The 22,773-nt window shown below is 44.1% G+C and carries 6 protein-coding genes; all 6 read right to left on the bottom strand.

Features of this window, described 5'->3' with window-relative positions:
* Positions 1-26: 26 nt before the first annotated feature.
* The 6 genes from HWV03_RS06120 to HWV03_RS06095 all read right to left on the bottom strand — a co-directional run bounded on the left by HWV03_RS06120 (position 27) and on the right by HWV03_RS06095 (position 22,633).
* Positions 27-17,360, bottom strand: coding sequence for an Ig-like domain-containing protein (locus tag HWV03_RS06120; RefSeq protein ID WP_211678943.1), 17,334 nt, complete (start codon positions 17,358-17,360; stop codon positions 27-29).
* Between the two features lie 404 nt (positions 17,361-17,764).
* Complete coding sequence (locus HWV03_RS06115; RefSeq protein WP_211678942.1) at positions 17,765-19,087, bottom strand: TRAP transporter large permease; 1,323 nt, start codon at positions 19,085-19,087, stop codon at positions 17,765-17,767.
* 1 nt (position 19,088) lies between these two features.
* Entirely contained in the window at positions 19,089-19,622 is a 534-nt protein-coding gene (locus HWV03_RS06110) for a TRAP transporter small permease subunit (RefSeq protein WP_255547094.1), read from the bottom strand.
* 67 nt (positions 19,623-19,689) lie between these two features.
* Positions 19,690-20,706 (bottom strand): TRAP transporter substrate-binding protein, encoded by a 1,017-nt coding sequence (locus tag HWV03_RS06105; protein ID WP_211678940.1) that lies wholly within the window; start codon positions 20,704-20,706, stop codon positions 19,690-19,692.
* Positions 20,707-21,022: 316 nt separating this feature from the next.
* Positions 21,023-21,535: a gluconokinase gene (locus HWV03_RS06100; RefSeq protein WP_211678939.1), complete on the bottom strand. Its 513-nt coding sequence runs from the start codon at positions 21,533-21,535 to the stop codon at positions 21,023-21,025.
* A gap of 84 nt (positions 21,536-21,619) precedes the next feature.
* Complete coding sequence (locus HWV03_RS06095; RefSeq protein WP_211678938.1) at positions 21,620-22,633, bottom strand: LacI family DNA-binding transcriptional regulator; 1,014 nt, start codon at positions 22,631-22,633, stop codon at positions 21,620-21,622.
* Between the last annotated feature and the right edge of the window lie 140 nt (positions 22,634-22,773).

Raw genomic sequence — 22,773 nt, 5'->3', positions numbered from 1 at the left:
ATTCCTTAATAAACAAACCTGTTGATTTAGAAGATCAATGGGTCTGCAACATCATCTAATATGCTATTAATGCCGCTAGGACTGGTAATATCCACATTTGTATAAGCGTCTCTGAGATCTACACTATCCAAAATAATCACTTGGCTGACTGCAGAACCAGCACCTTCTGTATGAATATTTATAGTTGTAGTAACGGTACCACCCGTTGCAGTGGCAAAGCTAAAGTCAAGGTAATCATCAAGCTCTCCGCTATTTACACTTTGTAATAAATCACTAAGATCGAGCTTATCTTCACTTATATTAAAATCGGTAATATGGTCAACGGCTGGCGCTTGCTCGGTCCCCTGATCACCATCCAACCAAACTGCAGTATCAATACCTGTGCCACCCGTTAATATGTCATTACCTGCGCCACCAATTAATATATCATCATCAGCTCCGCCACTTAACGTATCTCCGCCATCTTGGCCCATTAATAAATCATCGCCAATACCGCCACTGAGATCATCGTCACCAGCACCAGCAACTAAAGAATCATCACCCGCATTACCAATAAGCATATCCGCATTATCACCACCAAGCAGGATTTCATCGAATTCACCACCAGTGATAGTTGCACCACTGACTTCTTCAAATGTGATTTCAGCTTGATCATTTGCACCGCTATTATTTAATGTATAGCCGAAACTTACGTCATTAATGTTACTACCTGAAGCAACAGTGACCTGAATAGTCTCAAGCGGTGTACCATTACCAATAACCGTTGCATTTACCTCATCACTGATAGATGAGATTTCAGCTGATGCTCCTTTGGTGTCGTTGTGCATTAATGCCAACGTAGGGATCTCTAATGTTGTAACACCATTTTGGTTAGTTAGGATTAGATCTCGATTAGCGTCAAGATTTGCTTGATATTCCAAATTGATCGTCATATTAAGCTGTGTACTATCGCCATCATTATCGACAATCGTGATTTCAAAAATATCTTGTTCACCAGTAATACTTTCGTCTAATTCAATATTGTAGCTGTAATTTAAGGTAGCTAAGTCTAAGGTCAGAGTCCCCCCTTTCTCTGTTACAACTGATATTACCGAGTTTGCATCACCAGGTTGATAGGTATAAACCACACCATCGATAGTAATTGTTGATATGTAGCCACCATCAGCACCTAAAGCAGCACCTGCATTTCCACTTGCAGCCAGTAATGAAACGTTACCGCTAAGAATACCGCTATCAATCGTACTCAATAAAGTATCAGATAGCTCAGCAGCTGATGAGATTTTGATAGTATTTGGTTCGAGTTCACCACTATCATTCGTATTCGGATAACCAATAGGATTTAATTCATTTAATGAAGTGCTAGCACCAATACCAATCGAAAATGAGGTATCGATATTATTATTATCAAGGAAACCTTCCCAAGTTGCTTGATCTGTACCATCAATGCCATGACCTGAGGTTGGTGCACCATCAGAAATAAAGTAAACAAGTGATTTATCAGCCGCATTACCTGTAGGAGCTTGGTAATTGTCCATAACTGAATTTAGGGCTTCATCATAGTACGTCACACTTCCCGGGATAATTTGAGTTTCTAAATAATCCATAGCTGTAAATAAATCATCTTCAAACCACGGTGACTTAGTCGCTGCATAATTGAAGGCAACAAATTGGACATTAACATTACCCACTTTGTCATACTCTGCAAGCATACTCGTGATCGCTTCTTTGGCGACTTCCATACGAGTACGCCCTGTACCATCGCCAGCTGACCATCCCATTGAACCAGATTTGTCTAATACAACGGTTAAATTGACGGTATATGCTTCTGATGCGGCTTCCAGAGTCAACTCAACATTGTTGGCTACAGGTGCATCATCGACAATATTGACATTGAATTGTGCGGTAGTTTGGTGTCCGCTATTTTGATCCGTTAACTGATAATTAATAGTATCTACAGTACCATTACCGGCAACTTGAACTGCATTAGTTAAGGTATAAGTATAATCGCCCGCTCTATGACTACCGTCATCTTCGACATAAACAGTTAATAAACCTTGGTCCATATTAACCGTGACACTTGAGCTAGAACCAGGTGCAACCCCGTCCACAGAAGTTATTACTGTTGACGCACCAATACCCGCATCATTATCTAATAAATTACCAGTGAGAACCGTTGTTGAAACGCCCTCAGCAGTGCCATCTGTTAGACCTGATTCAAATACAGTTCCGCTATCATCAAATGCGGTTGAATCGCCAGAATGTTCAATCGTTAAGGTTGCATCACTGCTGTCACCATCCGAATCAACAATATTGTAATCAAATGTTTCATCTGGAATTACGCCGTGATCTGCTGGGATAACAGCGCCTGTTAATACAACGCTAGAATTATTATGCTGGTATACGGAGATGTAGGACACTTCCGTGCTAAACATAAATTCTTCAGATACTGTATTGTCAAGCTCTCCACTTACCCATTTGATACTATCAACGACATTACCACTGGCATCATAACCATAAACACTGATGTACTCATTATTACTTAATTCAGCAAAACTTAAATTCACTTTTTTAGTTGCAACACCTAAATCAAGTACGATTGATTCACCATGACCAACCGTAGAAGAATTACCAGTACCAACACCAATACCATTACTTGAAATATTTGAATGTGCAGTATTTGTCGCGCTATTAAGATTACTTGGGTTTAGTCCTAACTGAGGTGAATCACTCTGATAAACATTAGAAGAATCTGCATTAAAGTCATTAAAACCGTAAATAGTAATACCCGAATCATTCCAACTAGATGATTCTAAGTTTCCATTAGCAATAGCTGTATCAGCCAAGTCAGAAGTGTACTGATAACTGCCATCATCATGAAAAATTATTAAACCATTAGCAGTATCCAGCGTTAATTCACCGTTAACTAAATTTTGGCCATTTACACTCGTTAAAGTAACAGTATCAGCACCTAATGTATCAGCACCGTCATCTTGACCACCTGCTCCGGAGATCACATTACCATAAATCGTACCACCGTAACCGACACTATCAAGGTCATCCATAGATACTGGAGCACTATCAATTACAACCACATTAAGGTCAACACTCGTCGATGCGGTTTCATTCGCACCAGTACCATTTGCCTCAGTTGAGGTAGCTGTAAAACTTAATGTGTGCGTTGTACTATCACCCGTAGCTAGCCCATTAAATGTTAATGTACTTAAATCCCAATCACTGATATCAATTACAGAACCACCACTGGTGACAGAATTAGTACCATCACTGATAACGGCACCGACTGGCACACCACTCACCGTTATAGCAAAACTTTCTGAACCATCTAGATCAACAAAATCCGCATTAACACTTGAAAGTGAAATATCAGTATCTTCGATACCTTCATTCAAGCGTACAGGATAAAATCCTCCATCATTATTGCTATTCTCGGCATATCCACTATGTTGGCCATCTAACGAATTAACTTCGTTAATATCTGCATACGTTGGTAATACTGATAACTCTTGCTCTGCGCCACCATTAATTTTAACACTTACATCATAAGAACCGACACCAGAAGCGTTATAAGCATACATCTCAAAGCTGTAATAACCAGATTCAGATGGTACAAATGCCGTCGATGTGTAATTCCCCCAACTGTCAAATCCTTGAGAAAATACTTGCTCGCCGCCGATCTCCATATGGAAAGTATCATCACGATAACCGGTAAACTCATAACTAATGCCAGCTTCAAGGTAAATTAAACCAGTAGCTTTAACAGCACTATCCGTGGCTAAGTTAATTGTTCCGCCTGCGTCAGTAAGTGATAGCAAATTCTCGGTACTGTCTGGTGTTTCATTCGCCAGAGCCTGTTCCATGTAACCAGCGTTACTGCCAGATACATCAGATATATTAAACGCCGTTACATTATTAAATGTTTCAACTGACAAACCTGCACCTTGAGGGGCTACATAATTTGCAGAACTCACCACACCGCTTGATACTGTTAATGTCGGTACATCGGCGACCGCTTCAACATTCACTGTTGCAGTTACCGAATTACTCCACTCTGCACCATCTGATACACTAAAATCAAAATCACTATAACCTTGCCCCGATTCATGCTCATCATTCACAAAACGTAAATTACCGGCATTAATATCTGTAATAGATACCGTTTGACCATTTGTGACACTATTCCAACTCGAACCATCATATAATTGCAGCTCCCCATCACTGGGCAAGCTATCAATACGAATACTCACTAATGCATCACTGGCATCGCTATCTGCGAAATTAAAGTCACTTACATTCAGTATGTAAGGGGCATCCTCGGTAGCATCGATAGCCGCAGCTGTCGTTGTAGGCGCTATATTTATTTCGACAGTTTGCTCTGCTGTAGCACCTTGATTACCTGCAATATCAACGATACGCATCTCGTAATCGAAATCCGCTGTATGCGTATTAGCTGTATCATCATGGCTCCAGGTAGTGCCAGAAACGCTGCTCACATCAACCCAAGTTGCGCCGTTATCTGTGCTTATTTGTAGAGTTTCATCTGACTGTAGTGTATTAGCTAGACTACCATTAACAATTAGGTTGGTATCCGTTGTTTTAAAGTCATTACTATCAAGGCCAGTGTCATCAGTTATCGCCGCAATTGTAATTGTGTTTGCTGAGACTGTTGTATCAAAGGTAACAGCATGCTCTGCAGCGTTACTTACTACGGTATTACCTGCTGCATCTGATGAAGCCACGCTTGCATCAATGGTATTATCAACTTGTAAATCTGTGGTATTTACGTCAACAGTGTAGTTACCTGAACCATCTACAGTTGTGGTGTAAGCTGTGCCATTTACCGTCACGGTAACTGTATCGCCAGTGCTAATATCTCCGCCAGTCGCAGTACCGCTTACTGCGATAGTTGCCGCGCTAGCTTCAACGGCATTGATCACATCATCGCCTGCAACCGTTGATATGGTTACCGTACCTGCATCAGCTGCACCATCAAAAGTAACAGCATGCTCTGCAGCGTTACTTACTACGGTATTACCCGCCGCATCTGATGAAGCCACACTTGCATCAATGGTATTGTCTGCTTGTAAATCTGTGGTATTTACATCAACCGTGTAGTTACCTGAACCGTCTACAGTTGTGGTGTAAGCTGTGCCATTAATCGTCACGGTAACCGTGTCGCCAGTGCTAATATCACCGCCACTCGCTGTACCGCTTACCGCAATAGTCGCCGCGCCAGCTTCAACTGCGTTGATCACATCATCGCCCGCAACCGTTGATATGGTTACCGTACCTGCATCAGCACTTGTATCGAATGAGATCGCGTGTTCAGCCGCATTACTAACCACGGTATTACCCGCAGCATCAGATGAAGCAACGCTTGCATCGATAGTATTGTCTGCTTGTAAATCTGAAGTACTTACGTCAACTGTGTAGTTACCTGAACCATCAACTGTTGTTGTATAAGCAGTGCCATTTACCGTCACGGTAACTGTATCGCCAGTGCTAATATCACCGCCAGTCGCAGTACCGCTTACCGCGATAGTTGCCGCGCCAGCTTCAACGGCATTGATCACATCATCGCCTGCAACCGTTGATATGGTTACCGTACCTGCATCAGCTGCACCATCAAAAGTAACAGCATGCTCTGCAGCGTTACTTACTACGGTATTACCCGCCGCATCTGATGAAGCCACACTTGCATCAATGGTATTGTCTGCTTGTAAATCTGTGGTATTTACATCAACCGTGTAGTTACCTGAACCGTCTACAGTTGTGGTGTAAGCTGTGCCATTAATCGTCACGGTAACCGTGTCGCCAGTGCTAATATCACCGCCACTCGCTGTACCGCTTACCGCAATAGTCGCCGCGCCAGCTTCAACTGCGTTGATCACATCATCGCCCGCAACCGTTGATATGGTTACCGTACCTGCATCAGCACTTGTATCGAATGAGATCGCGTGTTCAGCCGCATTACTAACCACGGTATTACCCGCAGCATCAGATGAAGCAACGCTTGCATCGATAGTATTGTCTGCTTGTAAATCTGAAGTACTTACGTCAACTGTGTAGTTACCTGAACCATCAACTGTTGTTGTATAAGCAGTGCCATTTACCGTCACGGTAACTGTATCGCCAGTGCTAATATCACCGCCAGTCGCAGTACCGCTTACCGCGATAGTTGCCGCGCCAGCTTCAACGGCATTGATCACATCATCGCCTGCAACCGTTGATATGGTTACCGTACCTGCATCAGCTGCACCATCAAAAGTAACAGCATGCTCTGCAGCGTTACTTACTACGGTATTACCCGCCGCATCTGATGAAGCCACACTTGCATCAATGGTATTGTCTGCTTGTAAATCTGTGGTATTTACATCAACCGTGTAGTTACCTGAACCGTCTACAGTTGTGGTGTAAGCTGTGCCATTAATCGTCACGGTAACCGTGTCGCCAGTGCTAATATCACCGCCACTCGCTGTACCGCTTACCGCAATAGTCGCCGCGCCAGCTTCAACTGCGTTGATCACATCATCGCCCGCAACCGTTGATATGGTTACCGTACCTGCATCAGCACTTGTATCGAATGAGATCGCGTGTTCAGCCGCATTACTAACCACGGTATTACCTGCTGCATCTGATGAAGCCACGCTTGCATCAATGGTATTGTCAGCTTGTAAATCTGTGGTATTTACATCAACCGTGTAGTTACCTGAACCATCCACTGTTGTCGTGTAATCTTGACCATTTACCGTTACCGTTACGGTATCGCCAGTGCTAATATCGCCGCCAGTCGCTGTACCGTTAACCGCGATAGTTGTCGCGCCTGCTTCAACTGCGTTGATAACATCATCGCCTGCAACCGTTGATATGGTTACTGTGCCTGCATCAGCACTTGTATCGAATGAGATCGCATGCTCAAGCGCATTACTAACCACGCTATTACCCGCGCTATCTGATGAAGCAACGCTTGCATCAATGGTATTATCCGCTTGTAAATCTGTAGTATTTACATCAACTGTGTAGTTACCTGAACCGTCTACAGTTGTGGTGTAAGCTGTGCCATTTACCGTCACGGTAACTGTATCGCCAGTGCTAATATCACCGCCAGTCGCAGTACCGCTTACCGCGATAGTTGCCGCTCCAGCTTCAACTGCATTGATCACATCATCACCTGCAACAGTCCCAATTGTGATGGTACCTGCGTCAGCTGTTGTATCGAATGAGATCGCGTGTTCAGCCGCATTACTAACCACGGTATTACCTGCTGCATCTGATGAAGCCACGCTTGCATCAATGGTATTGTCTGCTTGTAAATCTGTGGTATTTACGTCAACTGTGTAGTTACCTGAACCATCAACTGTTGTTGTATAAGCAGTGCCATTTACCGTCACGGTAACTGTATCGCCAGTGCTAATATCACCGCCAGTCGCTGTACCGCTTACCGCGATAGTCGCCGCGCCTGCTTCAACTGCGTTGATAACATCATCACCTGCAACCGTCCCAATCGTTACCGTGCCAGCATCAGCACTTGTATCGAATGAGATCGCGTGTTCAACCGCGTTACTTACTACGGTATTACCTGCTGCATCTGATGAAGCCACGCTTGCATCAATGGTATTGTCTGCTTGTAAATCTGTGGTATTTACATCAACCGTGTAGTTACCTGAACCGTCTACAGTTGTGGTGTAAGCTGTGCCATTAATCGTCACGGTAACCGTGTCGCCAGTGCTAATATCACCGCCACTCGCTGTACCGCTTACCGCAATAGTCGCCGCGCCAGCTTCAACTGCGTTGATCACATCATCGCCCGCAACAGTTGATATGGTTACCGTACCTGCATCAGCACTTGTATCGAATGAGATCGCATGCTCAACCGCATTACTAACCACGGTATTACCCGCGCTATCTGATGAAGCAACGCTTGCATCAATGGTATTATCCGCTTGTAAATCTGTAGTATTTACATCAACCGTGTAGTTACCTGATCCATCAACCGTTGTTGTGTAATCAGTACCATTTACCGTCACGGTAACTGTATCGCCAGTGCTAATATCACCGCCAGTCGCAGTGCCGTTAACCGCAATAGTTGCCGCGCCAGCTTCAACTGCATTGATAACATCATCGCCTGCAACAGTCCCAATTGTGATGGTACCTGCGTCAGCTGTGGTATCGAATGAGATCGCATGTTCAAGCGCATTACTAACCACGCTATTACCCGCGCTATCTGATGAAGCCACGCTTGCATCAATCGTATTGTCAGCTTGTAAATCTGTAGTATCCACATCAACTGTGTAGTTACCTGAACCATCAACTGTTGTTGTGTAAGCAGTACCATTTACCGTCACGGTAACTGTATCGCCAGTGCTAATATCGCCGCCAGTCGCTGTACCGCTTACCGCGATAGTCGCCGCGCCAGCTTCTACTGCATTGATCACATCATCACCAGCAACAGTCCCAATTGTGATGGTACCTGCGTCAGCTGTTGTATCGAATGAGATCGCGTGTTCAGCCGCATTACTAACCACGGTATTACCCGCAGCATCAGATGAAGCAACGCTTGCATCGATAGTATTGTCTGCTTGTAAATCTGAAGTATTTACGTCAACTGTGTAGTTACCTGAACCATCAACTGTTGTTGTATAAGCAGTGCCATTTACCGTCACGGTAACTGTATCGCCAGTGCTAATATCACCGCCAGTCGCAGTACCGCTTACCGCGATAGTTGCCGCGCCAGCTTCAACGGCATTGATCACATCATCGCCTGCAACCGTTGATATGGTTACCGTACCTGCATCAGCTGCACCATCAAAAGTAACAGCATGCTCTGCAGCGTTACTTACTACGGTATTACCCGCCGCATCTGATGAAGCCACACTTGCATCAATGGTATTGTCTGCTTGTAAATCTGTGGTATTTACATCAACCGTGTAGTTACCTGAACCGTCTACAGTTGTGGTGTAAGCTGTGCCATTAATCGTCACGGTAACCGTGTCGCCAGTGCTAATATCACCGCCACTCGCTGTACCGCTTACCGCAATAGTCGCCGCGCCAGCTTCAACTGCGTTGATCACATCATCGCCCGCAACCGTTGATATGGTTACCGTACCTGCATCAGCACTTGTATCGAATGAGATCGCGTGTTCAGCCGCATTACTAACCACGGTATTACCCGCAGCATCAGATGAAGCAACGCTTGCATCGATAGTATTGTCTGCTTGTAAATCTGAAGTACTTACGTCAACTGTGTAGTTACCTGAACCATCAACTGTTGTTGTATAAGCAGTGCCATTTACCGTCACGGTAACTGTATCGCCAGTGCTAATATCACCGCCAGTCGCAGTACCGCTTACCGCGATAGTTGCCGCGCCAGCTTCAACGGCATTGATCACATCATCGCCTGCAACCGTTGATATGGTTACCGTACCTGCATCAGCTGCACCATCAAAAGTAACAGCATGCTCTGCAGCGTTACTTACTACGGTATTACCCGCCGCATCTGATGAAGCCACACTTGCATCAATGGTATTGTCTGCTTGTAAATCTGTGGTATTTACATCAACCGTGTAGTTACCTGAACCGTCTACAGTTGTGGTGTAAGCTGTGCCATTAATCGTCACGGTAACCGTGTCGCCAGTGCTAATATCACCGCCACTCGCTGTACCGCTTACCGCAATAGTCGCCGCGCCAGCTTCAACTGCGTTGATCACATCATCGCCCGCAACCGTTGATATGGTTACCGTACCTGCATCAGCACTTGTATCGAATGAGATCGCGTGTTCAGCCGCATTACTAACCACGGTATTACCTGCTGCATCTGATGAAGCCACGCTTGCATCAATGGTATTGTCAGCTTGTAAATCTGTGGTATTTACATCAACCGTGTAGTTACCTGAACCATCCACTGTTGTCGTGTAATCTTGACCATTTACCGTTACCGTTACGGTATCGCCAGTGCTAATATCGCCGCCAGTCGCTGTACCGTTAACCGCGATAGTTGTCGCGCCTGCTTCAACTGCGTTGATAACATCATCGCCTGCAACCGTTGATATGGTTACTGTGCCTGCATCAGCACTTGTATCGAATGAGATCGCATGCTCAAGCGCATTACTAACCACGCTATTACCCGCGCTATCTGATGAAGCAACGCTTGCATCAATGGTATTATCCGCTTGTAAATCTGTAGTATTTACATCAACTGTGTAGTTACCTGAACCGTCTACAGTTGTGGTGTAAGCTGTGCCATTTACCGTCACGGTAACTGTATCGCCAGTGCTAATATCACCGCCAGTCGCAGTACCGCTTACCGCGATAGTTGCCGCTCCAGCTTCAACTGCATTGATCACATCATCACCTGCAACAGTCCCAATTGTGATGGTACCTGCGTCAGCTGTTGTATCGAATGAGATCGCGTGTTCAGCCGCATTACTAACCACGGTATTACCTGCTGCATCTGATGAAGCCACGCTTGCATCAATGGTATTGTCTGCTTGTAAATCTGTGGTATTTACGTCAACTGTGTAGTTACCTGAACCATCAACTGTTGTTGTATAAGCAGTGCCATTTACCGTCACGGTAACTGTATCGCCAGTGCTAATATCACCGCCAGTCGCTGTACCGCTTACCGCGATAGTCGCCGCGCCTGCTTCAACTGCGTTGATAACATCATCACCTGCAACCGTCCCAATCGTTACCGTGCCAGCATCAGCACTTGTATCGAATGAGATCGCGTGTTCAACCGCGTTACTTACTACGGTATTACCTGCTGCATCTGATGAAGCCACGCTTGCATCAATGGTATTATCCGCTTGTAAATCTGTAGTATTTACATCAACTGTGTAGTTACCTGAACCGTCTACTGTTGTTGTGTAATCTTGGCCATTTACCGTCACGGTAACTGTATCGCCAGGAGTGATATCACCGCCAGTCGCTGTACCGCTTACCGCGATAGTTGCCGCGCCTGCTTCAACTGCGTTGATAACATCATCGCCTGCAACCGTTGATATGGTTACCGTACCTGCATCAGCACTTGTATCGAATGAGATCGCGTGTTCAGCCGCATTACTAACCACGGTATTACCTGCTGCATCTGATGAAGCCACGCTTGCATCAATGGTATTGTCAGCTTGTAAATCTGTAGTATCCACATCAACGCTGTAGTTACCTGAACCATCAACCGTTGTTGTGTAATCTTGACCATTTACCGTCACGGTAACCGTGTCGCCAGTGCTAATATCGCCGCCAGTCGCTGTACCGCTTACCGCGATAGTTGCCGCGCCTGCTTCAACTGCGTTGATAACATCATCGCCTGCAACCGTTGATATGGTTACCGTACCTGCGTCAGCTGTGGTATCGAATGAGATCGCGTGCTCAACAGCGTTGCTGACAACTGTATTACCCGCGCTATCTGATGAAGCAACGCTTGCATCAATGGTATTGTCTGCTTGTAAATCTGTGGTATTTACATCAACCGTGTAGTTACCTGAACCGTCTACAGTTGTGGTGTAAGCTGTGCCATTAATCGTCACGGTAACCGTGTCGCCAGTGCTAATATCACCGCCACTCGCTGTACCGCTTACCGCAATAGTCGCCGCGCCAGCTTCAACTGCGTTGATCACATCATCGCCCGCAACAGTTGATATGGTTACCGTACCTGCATCAGCACTTGTATCGAATGAGATCGCATGCTCAACCGCATTACTAACCACGGTATTACCCGCGCTATCTGATGAAGCCACACTTGCATCAATGGTATTGTCAGCTTGTAAATCTGTGGTATCCACATCAACGCTGTAGTTACCTGAACCATCAACCGTTGTTGTGTAATCTTGACCATTAACCGTCACGGTAACTGTATCGCCAGTGCTAATATCACCGCCAGTCGCAGTACCGCTTACCGCAATAGTCGCCGCGCCAGCTTCAACTGCATTGATAACATCATCGCCTGCAACCGTCCCAATCGTTACCGTGCCAGCATCAGCACTTGTATCGAATGAGATCGCGTGTTCAACCGCATTACTTACTACGGTATTACCTGCTGCATCTGATGAAGCCACGCTTGCATCAATGGTATTGTCAGCTTGTAAATCTGTAGTATCCACATCAACTGTGTAGTTACCTGAACCGTCTACAGTTGTGGTGTAAGCTGTGCCATTTACCGTTACCGTTACGGTATCGCCAGTGCTAATATCGCCGCCAGTCGCTGTACCGTTAACCGCGATAGTTGTCGCGCCAGCTTCTATGGCATTGATAACATCATCGCCTGCAACCGTTGATATGGTTACCGTACCCGCATCAGCTGCTGCATCAAACGTAACAGCATGTTCAGCCGCATGACTAACCACGGTATTACCCGCGCTATCTGATGACGCCACGCTTGCATCAATGGTATTATCCGCTTGTAAATCTGTAGTATTTACATCAACTGTGTAGTTACCTGAACCGTCTACTGTTGTTGTGTAATCTTGGCCATTTACCGTCACGGTAACTGTATCGCCAGGAGTGATATCACCGCCAGTCGCTGTACCGCTTACCGCGATAGTTGCCGCGCCTGCTTCAACTGCGTTGATAACATCATCGCCTGCAACCGTTGATATGGTTACCGTACCTGCATCAGCACTTGTATCGAATGAGATCGCGTGTTCAGCCGCATTACTAACCACGGTATTACCTGCTGCATCTGATGAAGCCACGCTTGCATCAATGGTATTGTCAGCTTGTAAATCTGTAGTATCCACATCAACGCTGTAGTTACCTGAACCATCAACCGTTGTTGTGTAATCTTGACCATTTACCGTCACGGTAACCGTGTCGCCAGTGCTAATATCGCCGCCAGTCGCTGTACCGCTTACCGCGATAGTTGCCGCGCCTGCTTCAACTGCGTTGATAACATCATCGCCTGCAACCGTTGATATGGTTACCGTACCTGCGTCAGCTGTGGTATCGAATGAGATCGCGTGCTCAACAGCGTTGCTGACAACTGTATTACCCGCGCTATCTGATGAAGCAACGCTTGCATCAATGGTATTGTCTGCTTGTAAATCTGTGGTATTTACATCAACCGTGTAGTTACCTGAACCGTCTACAGTTGTGGTGTAAGCTGTGCCATTAATCGTCACGGTAACCGTGTCGCCAGTGCTAATATCACCGCCACTCGCTGTACCGCTTACCGCAATAGTCGCCGCGCCAGCTTCAACTGCGTTGATCACATCATCGCCCGCAACAGTTGATATGGTTACCGTACCTGCATCAGCACTTGTATCGAATGAGATCGCATGCTCAACCGCATTACTAACCACGGTATTACCCGCGCTATCTGATGAAGCCACACTTGCATCAATGGTATTGTCAGCTTGTAAATCTGTGGTATCCACATCAACGCTGTAGTTACCTGAACCATCAACCGTTGTTGTGTAATCTTGACCATTTACCGTCACGGTAACTGTATCGCCAGTGCTAATATCACCGCCAGTCGCTGTACCGCTTACCGCGATAGTTGCCGCTCCAGCTTCAACTGCATTGATCACATCATCGCCCGCAACCGTTGATATAGTTACTGTGCCCGCATCAGCTGCACCATCAAAAGTAACAGCATGCTCTGCAGCATGACTTACTACGGTATTACCCGCGCTATCTGATGAAGCCACGCTTGCATCGATAGTATTGTCTGCTTGTAAATCGGTAGTATTTACATCAACGCTGTAGTTACCTGAACCATCAACTGTTGTTGTGTAAGCTGTGCCATTTACCGTCACGGTAACTGTATCGCCAGGAGTGATATCGCCGCCAGTCGCTGTACCGTTAACCACGATAGTTGTCGCGCCAGCTTCAACTGCGTTGATAACATCATCGCCTGCAACCGTTGATATGGTTACTGTGCCTGCATCAGCACTTGTATCGAATGAGATCGCATGTTCAAGCGCATTACTAACCACGCTATTACCCGCGCTATCTGATGAAGCCACGCTTGCATCAATGGTATTGTCTGCTTGTAAATCTGTGGTATTTACATCAACCGTGTAGTTACCTGAACCGTCTACAGTTGTGGTGTAAGCTGTGCCATTAATCGTCACGGTAACCGTGTCGCCAGTGCTAATATCACCGCCACTCGCTGTACCGCTTACCGCAATAGTCGCCGCGCCAGCTTCAACTGCGTTGATCACATCATCGCCCGCAACAGTTGATATGGTTACCGTACCTGCATCAGCACTTGTATCGAATGAGATCGCATGCTCAACCGCATTACTAACCACGGTATTACCCGCGCTATCTGATGAAGCAACGCTTGCATCAATGGTATTATCCGCTTGTAAATCTGTAGTATTTACATCAACGGTGTAGTTACCTGAACCATCCACTGTTGTTGTGTAATCTTGACCATTAACCGTCACGGTAACTGTATCGCCAGTGCTAATATCACCGCCAGTCGCTGTACCGCTTACCGCGATAGTTGCCGCTCCAGCTTCAACTGCATTGATCACATCATCGCCCGCAACCGTTGATATAGTTACTGTGCCCGCATCAGCTGCACCATCAAAAGTAACAGCATGCTCTGCAGCATGACTTACTACGGTATTACCCGCGCTATCTGATGAAGCCACGCTTGCATCAATGGTATTGTCTGCTTGTAAATCTGAAGTATTTACGTCAACTGTGTAGTTACCTGAACCATCAACTGTTGTTGTGTAAGCTGTGCCATTTACCGTCACGGTAACTGTATCGCCAGGAGTGATATCGCCGCCAGTCGCTGTACCGTTAACCACGATAGTTGTCGCGCCAGCTTCAACTGCGTTGATAACATCATCGCCTGCAACAGTCCCAATTGTGATGGTACCTGCGTCAGCTGTGGTATCGAATGAGATCGCATGTTCAAGCGCATTACTAACCACGCTATTACCCGCGCTATCTGATGAAGCCACGCTTGCATCAATCGTATTGTCAGCTTGTAAATCTGTAGTATTTACATCAACGGTGTAGTTACCTGAACCATCCACTGTTGTTGTGTAATCTTGACCATTAACCGTCACGGTAACTGTATCGCCAGTGCTAATATCACCGCCAGTCGCAGTACCGCTTACCGCAATAGTCGCCGCGCCAGCTTCTACTGCGTTGATCACATCATCGCCCGCAACCGTTGATATGGTTACCGTACCTGCATCAGCACTTGTATCGAATGAGATCGCGTGTTCAGCCGCATTACTAACCACGGTATTACCCGCGCTATCTGATGACGCCACGCTTGCATCAATGGTATTATCAACTTGTAAATCTGTAGTATCCACATCAACGCTGTAGTTACCTGAACCATCAACCGTGGTTGTGTAATCTTGACCATTTACCGTCACGGTAACTGTATCGCCAGTGCTAATATCACCGCCAGTCGCAGTACCGCTTACCGCGATAGTCGCCGCGCCTGCTTCAACTGCGTTGATAACATCATCACCTGCAACCGTCCCAATCGTTACCGTGCCAGCATCGGCTGTGGTATCGAATGAGATCGCGTGTTCAACCGCGTTACTAACAACCGTATTACCCGCTGCATCTGATGAAGCCACGCTTGCATCAATGGTATTGTCTGCTTGTAAATCTGTGGTATATACGTCAACTGTGTAGTTACCTGATCCATCAACCGTTGTTGTATAAGCAGTACCATTTACCGTCACGGTAACCGTGTCGCCAGTGCTAATATCACCGCCAGTCGCTGTACCGCTTACCGCGATAGTTGCCGCGCCTGCTTCAACTGCGTTGATCACATCATCGCCAGCCACAGTCCCAATCGTTACCGTGCCTTCATCGGCTTGTAAATCTGCATCTGCAGCAGATACAGAGGCAGATGCTGAGACATTACCTGCAATATCAGTTACCCTCGCTGTTACCGTATCGCCTGGAGCCACTTCAACACTGATACCTGTCACAATATTTACTTCGGTCAATTCAACCGAAATAGGATTTGCGCCATCAATGATATAAGTTAAAACATCGCCAATAACGGCATCATCAGGAACAGTGATAGTTGCAGTGATCGTTCCGTCGCCCCCCACTTCAGCTGCGTTATAAATTGCGTCATCACCGGTTGATTCAAAGGTTATTGTCGGGGCGTCAGTTGCATGGGTATCTAAAATAAATTCAACAGGGGTACTTTCACTACTATTACCAGCGGTATCCGTTTGACGAACAACCACGCTATTATCACCTTCCACAGGAGTATATTCTGTCGACCAATCACCGCCATTAACGCTGTATTCAACCGTTGCACCACTTTCGATGCCTGACACATCTAATGTGCCATCACTTGAAATTAAATCACTACCGTTAGCGGTATCGTTAGTTAATCTAACTATAGGCGGGGTGATCTGAGTGTCTAACGTTAAGGTTAACTCGCTGCTATTAGAGACATTACCCGCGACATCAGTCTGACGAACTGCAACTGTATTGCTGCCTTCAACCGGACTAAAGCTGTTGGTCCAAGTACTGCCGCCGTCAACGCTATATTCAACTACTGCTCCAGCTTCAATACCAGAAACATTAAGAGTGCCGTCACTTGAAATTAAGTCACTACCGTTAGCCGTATCGTTTGCTAATTCGACTATTGGCGCTGCTATTTGTGTATCGAGTTCAAATGATAAAGACGTCGTTAGAGAGACTCCTCCAAACCCATCAATCTGTCGAACATAAACCGTATTACCGCCTTCAATTGGAACAAAGGTATTACTCCAATCTATACCATTAATACTATATTCAATCGTAGCACCATCTAGCTTACCACCAATAACGAGAGCTCCATCACTGGTGATTAGATCATTCACCGCGGTATCGTTACCTAATGTTACCGTTAATGCAGGAAGTTGATTAGCTGAAACCCCTTCATCACTGGAATCATCGCTTTCAAAGTCATTCCCATTCACACTAAAAAATGCCGTGGTATTAAATTCCACATCAGCTAATGTTTCCGACGCACTCCGCTCTAAAGATACCGCAGAAGAACGGCCTCCATCACTTACATTACCTGCAGCAGTACTAACAGGGTCAATGAATTCAGCATCCGATTTAATGAGTGCTTGAATTGCCTCAATTTCTTCTAATGTTTCATCATCTATTTGTTTGTTTGTCAAATCAGCCAAGTCATCAGATGCAAAAACCTTAGCCTCTGAATAATGTTCATTAATAATAGCAATCGAGCCATCTGCATATTGCAAAACAATCTCGGCTCCAGGAGTTATGTCAATTGCACCTCCCGCTGGTATAGTGTGTCCATCAGCTAACAACTCCTCATTTAGTTCCAACCTAAAAGTTGCCTTACCGGTAACACTAATTACCTGCGCATGCTGTGGGGTGACAAATGTAATCATAGCTAAAGCCTTCCGTTATTTTCCATTATTCAGGAGCAGTTCTACATAGCACGATTATTTCATGCGTTATTGTCAGGCGATTAATATAATTAGACTGGGAAATCTTGGCGCTTGTTTACAGTAAGTTACTATACGTTACACAATGAAGGGTTAAGCCCCAAAATAGCTCACATTTCATACACTGCGATTACATTTGCTTACATTACCTGACACATTGATACATATTGCACATTTAAATAACATATTTAAATACGACTTAATGGATAAATATTGAACATTCTACGTTAAGGCTAGATAGAGAAATAAAGAAAGGGTACAAGAAGCAAGTAATTTATTTGTAAAAAAGCCCGATGTTATTGCTAACATCGGGCTTTGATTCTTATTTTATGCCTTATTCAGAGAGGCTACCTCCACCATAAAGCCAAATCAGGGAAAATGATTAATAGTGCTAGTGCAACAACTTGTAAACAGATAAACGGTACAAGTGCACTGAAGATTTCACCTAAGCTGATGTCTTTGGGTGCTACCGATTTAAGGTAGAAAGCAGCAGGACCAAATGGTGGTGACAAAAATGATACCTGCATATTCATACAGAACACCACACCAAACCAAATAGGATCAAAACCTAGCCCAACGACAATCGGAACAAAGATTGGCATCGTTAATAATGCAACACCAACCCAGTCAAGGAACATGCCTAATACAAACAACACTGCCATCATGATAAGAATAGTACCCATTGGGCTACCACCACTCATCGCCAGAATACCGTCACTTACAAAATCAATACCGCCCATTAAATTGTAAACACCAACTAATGCGCTCGCACCAATACCGATCCAGATGATCATGCCGCAAGTTCGTAAAGTCGCAATCGAGCTATCTTTTAACATGTTCCAGTTAAGTTCACCTCGGATAGCCGCACTGATTGCAATACCGACAACACCTAATGCAGATGCTTCAGTGATTGACGCGATACCACTGTAGATACTACCCAGAACAACACCAACAGATAGCATTGGGAATAATAATGCTTTTTTGAAGTTAATATCTTTCGCTGCATCTTCTGCTAATTCTTCGGCCGTCGGTAATGGTGCTAATGTCGGGTTTAAGTGACAACGAATTAATACATACAAAATATACAGTAACGCTAATATCGCGGCGGGTAAGAATGACGCTTTAAACAGATCGCCAATTGATACACTGGCCGTTAGACCATAAATAATCAATACGATACTTGGTGGTAACATAGTACCCAGCGCACCACCGGCACAGGTTGTACCGATCGCTAATTTACGATCATAACCAAGGCGCAGCATTTGTGGTAATGCAAGAATACCAAGTAGTACTGTTTCACCGCCGATCACACCCGACATTGACGCCAGTAATACCGCTACTAATAGCGTTTGAACCGCAACACCACCAGGGACATTACGACCCACTTTTTTCATTGCATCGAACAAATCACGCGCAATACCAGAACGATCAAGCAAGGCGGCCATCAATACAAACATAGGCACGGCTAAAAATACGTACCCACTAACAAAACTATAAATTCGACTGGTGATTAGCGGTAAGACCTCTGGCCCAAACCAACCGAATGTAAATATAACCGCAACTAAACCAGTAACAAATGCTAACTGCATACCAGTTAACAACAGGCCAATCATAAGCACCAGCATTAATAAACTGCCGTAACCAATACCAATAGATGAAAGATCAAACATATTATTTTTTCTTCTTAATTAAACCGTGGACTTCTTGAATCAGGTGCAACACAAACTGAACTGACATTAAGCACAAAGTACCAAAAATTAGCGCTTTAAGTAGCGCAGGAAATACAGGATTCCAAGCTGAGCCAGATGTCTCTAAACGCATCTCACCCCAAGGTGCATACCAGGCGCCTTCCACCATGGTATAAGCGGCATAAGAAAGTAATATCGTAAACAACAAACCCATAATATGGTGGAATACATTCAAGTACTGCTTTACACGCTCCGATACATGATCATAAATAAGCACAACGCGTACGTGTTTATCTGCTGCTAATCCATAAGCACCACCGATCACAAATAATGACCCACCAACGAAGGAAGCTGTTTCATGAACCCAAATTGTTGGCGCGTTGAATACGTAGCGCATAAGCACTTCATAAAACGATATTAATACCGTAAACAGAAACAAGATACTTAATACATTACCTGTCCATATAATGCCTGAGTCGAGACGATTTTTTGGTTGGAGTTCTTCTGGATTACTCATCGATTTTTTCATCTTCTAAGTGGAAAAAAGGCTGCGAAGCAGCCTTCATATATATCGCTTATTTGAATTACAGTAAGTTTTTCGCTTTCAAGTATGTCGTTATAGAGTCATATACTTTTTGTGCGTTTGGAGAACGTTTTGCGTATATTTCCCATTGGCTACGCGCAATAGTACGGAATTTTTTACGTTCTTCTGCAGGCCAGTCATGTATGGTGATGTTTGGATTTTTCATTGCGTCTGCAACCGCTTCCGCATCTGCTTTTTTCAGTGTATCAACCATAGTGTAAGCAAATGTTTTAACTGAATCTTGCATTACTTTTTGTAGATCAGCTGGTAGTTTGTTCCACGATTTTGCACTGATTGAAACTTCAATTGCAGGTAGAGAATGGAAACCAGGATATACCGGATGTGGTGCGATATCATTTAGACCCGCTTTATGATTCGTTGAGAATACAGTGTAATCAGCGGCATCAATAACGCCCTTACTTAGACCTGTAAATACTTCTGAACCCGGTAAATTAACTGGTGAAGCACCTGCTGCTGCGAATACCTGTTGTACTAGACCTTCTGGTGCACGTAATTTAAGCCCTTTAAGATCTGCAACACCGTTAAGTGGTACTTTAGAAACAAACGCTTCAAGACCTGTTGCTGATGCGCCAATATAGTAAATACCATAAGGTTTGTAGATTTCACGCATTAGCTCGTTACCGCCGCCGTTATACATGTAATCTAATAGTTGTATTGGATCAGACCAAGCACCAACTGTGTTACCCATTAAACCAAATGCAGGATCCTTACCAGCAAAGAAGCTTGTTGCTGTAATGTGGCCTTGTAAAACACCAAACTTAATACCATCAAGTGTTTCTGTATGCTTAATTACGGCACCTACTGGTAACATAGTCACATCGATACGACCGTTAGAATCTTTTTCTAATTGGTCAGCCCATGCTTGTTGCACTTGGAAGTTTTTCTCACCCGATGGATCAGATGATTGAAATTTGAAGTTAAATTCAGCAGCGAATGCAGATGCACTCATCATAGTTGCAACTGATGCTGCAATAATTGTTTTAGAAATGGTTTTCATTAGTAGCGGTATCCTTGTTTCTGACAAACCCGATAATGATGTTATCCAACCGTGTTACCGGTAACTGTTGGTGTAATCTTACTATTACAAACAGCTAAACTCTAGGGTTAACATCACATTTTTATATAAAATCATCGGATAATTTCAACTTTTAAGTCACTATTGTTACATATAATCAACTTTTAATTTCCATTTAAAATATAAAGTCGAGATAAAAAAAACGGTCATATTTTGATTAAAATATGACCATTATTATGGTTTATGGATATGCTGATATTTTATAAATCCTGTAGAATATCAATCCAAAATCGTAATACTAGTTCCGCGTTAAAGCAGTAATACTGAGGCTTACGATGTCGTCAATTGTACCATCAATAGGAACAGAAAGTACGTCTTTTTCGTCCTTAAGTGGTAACTCCAAAGTATTAAACTGACTTTTTAACATGTCATCTCCACTAAAGAAGTGCCCTGCTCGCTCTTTCATACGTGCTAAAATTAAATCAAAACTACCATCTAAGTAGATAAAAATTACGGATTTATTACCATCTCGAATTTGATCTCGATAATCTTTACGTAATGCAGAACAAACGATAACGCCTTTTTCATTCTTTTTTTCAATGCTAAAACATGCATCACGAACACGTTCTAACCAAGGCGTACGGTCTGCATCATTTAACGGTTGGCCAGCAGCCATTTTTAGAATATTCGCTTTAGGATGTAGGTCATCACCATCAATAAATTTAGCACCGAGCTGCTGTGCAATTTTTAATCCTATCGTAGATTTTCCGCTACCAGATACGCCCATGACTATAATACTTCTGCCTATCATATTCTTTACTTCTTAACATCGCTCTAAATCAACTAACGCAATGTTACCGATAACACAATAAAACACAAGTATTATCAGTGTGACTTAAGTGCTAGCACGCTCAGAAATAATAAAACCGAGATCTAAATGCTTATTTTCAATCGGTTCATCATTGATTTTTTTAAGTAACAATTTAGCCGCTTGCTCACCTATATCAAAACGAGGGATAGATACCGACGTTAACTTTGGATTTGTCGCAGAGCAAATATCAAGATCGTTAAAGCCAACTAAGGCGATATCTTTCGGTACTTTTAGATTACGACGTTGACACTCAAATAGTGCCCCTGCAGCCAAATCGTCATTGCAAAAGAAGATGCAGTCAGTATCAGGCCATTCACCTAATAACTCAGTCAACATATCAGCACCCATTTGGTAAGTCGAAGCATAGGTACTGGTCACCACACGCTCATCGCTCAATTCTGTTTCCCAAATTGCTTTACGCCAACCATCTAAACGTAACTGTGCACGTAAATCCATTCGCGCACCGGCAAAGCCGATATTTTTATAACCTTTACTGATTAGATGCTCGGTAATCTTATAACCCGCTAGGGCATGATCTAAACCCACAGACATATCGATCGCGTTATCATTGCACTCCATGATCTCCACAACCGGTAAGTTTGATTTACGTAATAAACGATTACTGCGTTCAGTGTGATGCGTACCAGAAATAATGATGCCATCGATACCAAACTGTAAATAGGTTTCGATTAAACGTTCTTCTTCTAATAGAGAATAGCCAGAGTGACCCAGTAAGATCTGAAAGCCTTCATTTAGCATCACATCATTAATACCGCGTACTACATCAGAAAATACACCGTTAGATAAGGAAGGGACAATTAATACAATAGTTTTACTTTGCTTAGTGCTTAACATGCTAGCAGCACGATTTGGTACATATCCCATTTGTTCAATGGCTTTGTGAATAGTCAAGCGTAATGATTCAGACACTTTTTCGGGTGTACGGATCGCCCTTGAAACAGTAATTTTTGTAACACCAACTTTATTAGCAACATCTTGTAAGGTCACGCGACCAGACTTACGACTGTTGGAACTCATACACCTAATATCCTTATTTATAAAATACTTACCTATATTACACCTATATATAATTAGGGGTAAGTAAAGTTTCCTATTAACTTTGAACCAGAAAATCTGTATAACTTTTAACATAACTGTAAATAATTTTAGCTAAACTT

This window comes from Moritella sp. 36, from assembly GCF_018219415.1.
Taxonomy (GTDB): Bacteria; Pseudomonadota; Gammaproteobacteria; order Enterobacterales; family Moritellaceae; genus Moritella.
The sequence above is the reverse complement of the archived record's forward strand: the minus strand, read 5'-3'. Positions and strand labels throughout refer to the sequence as shown.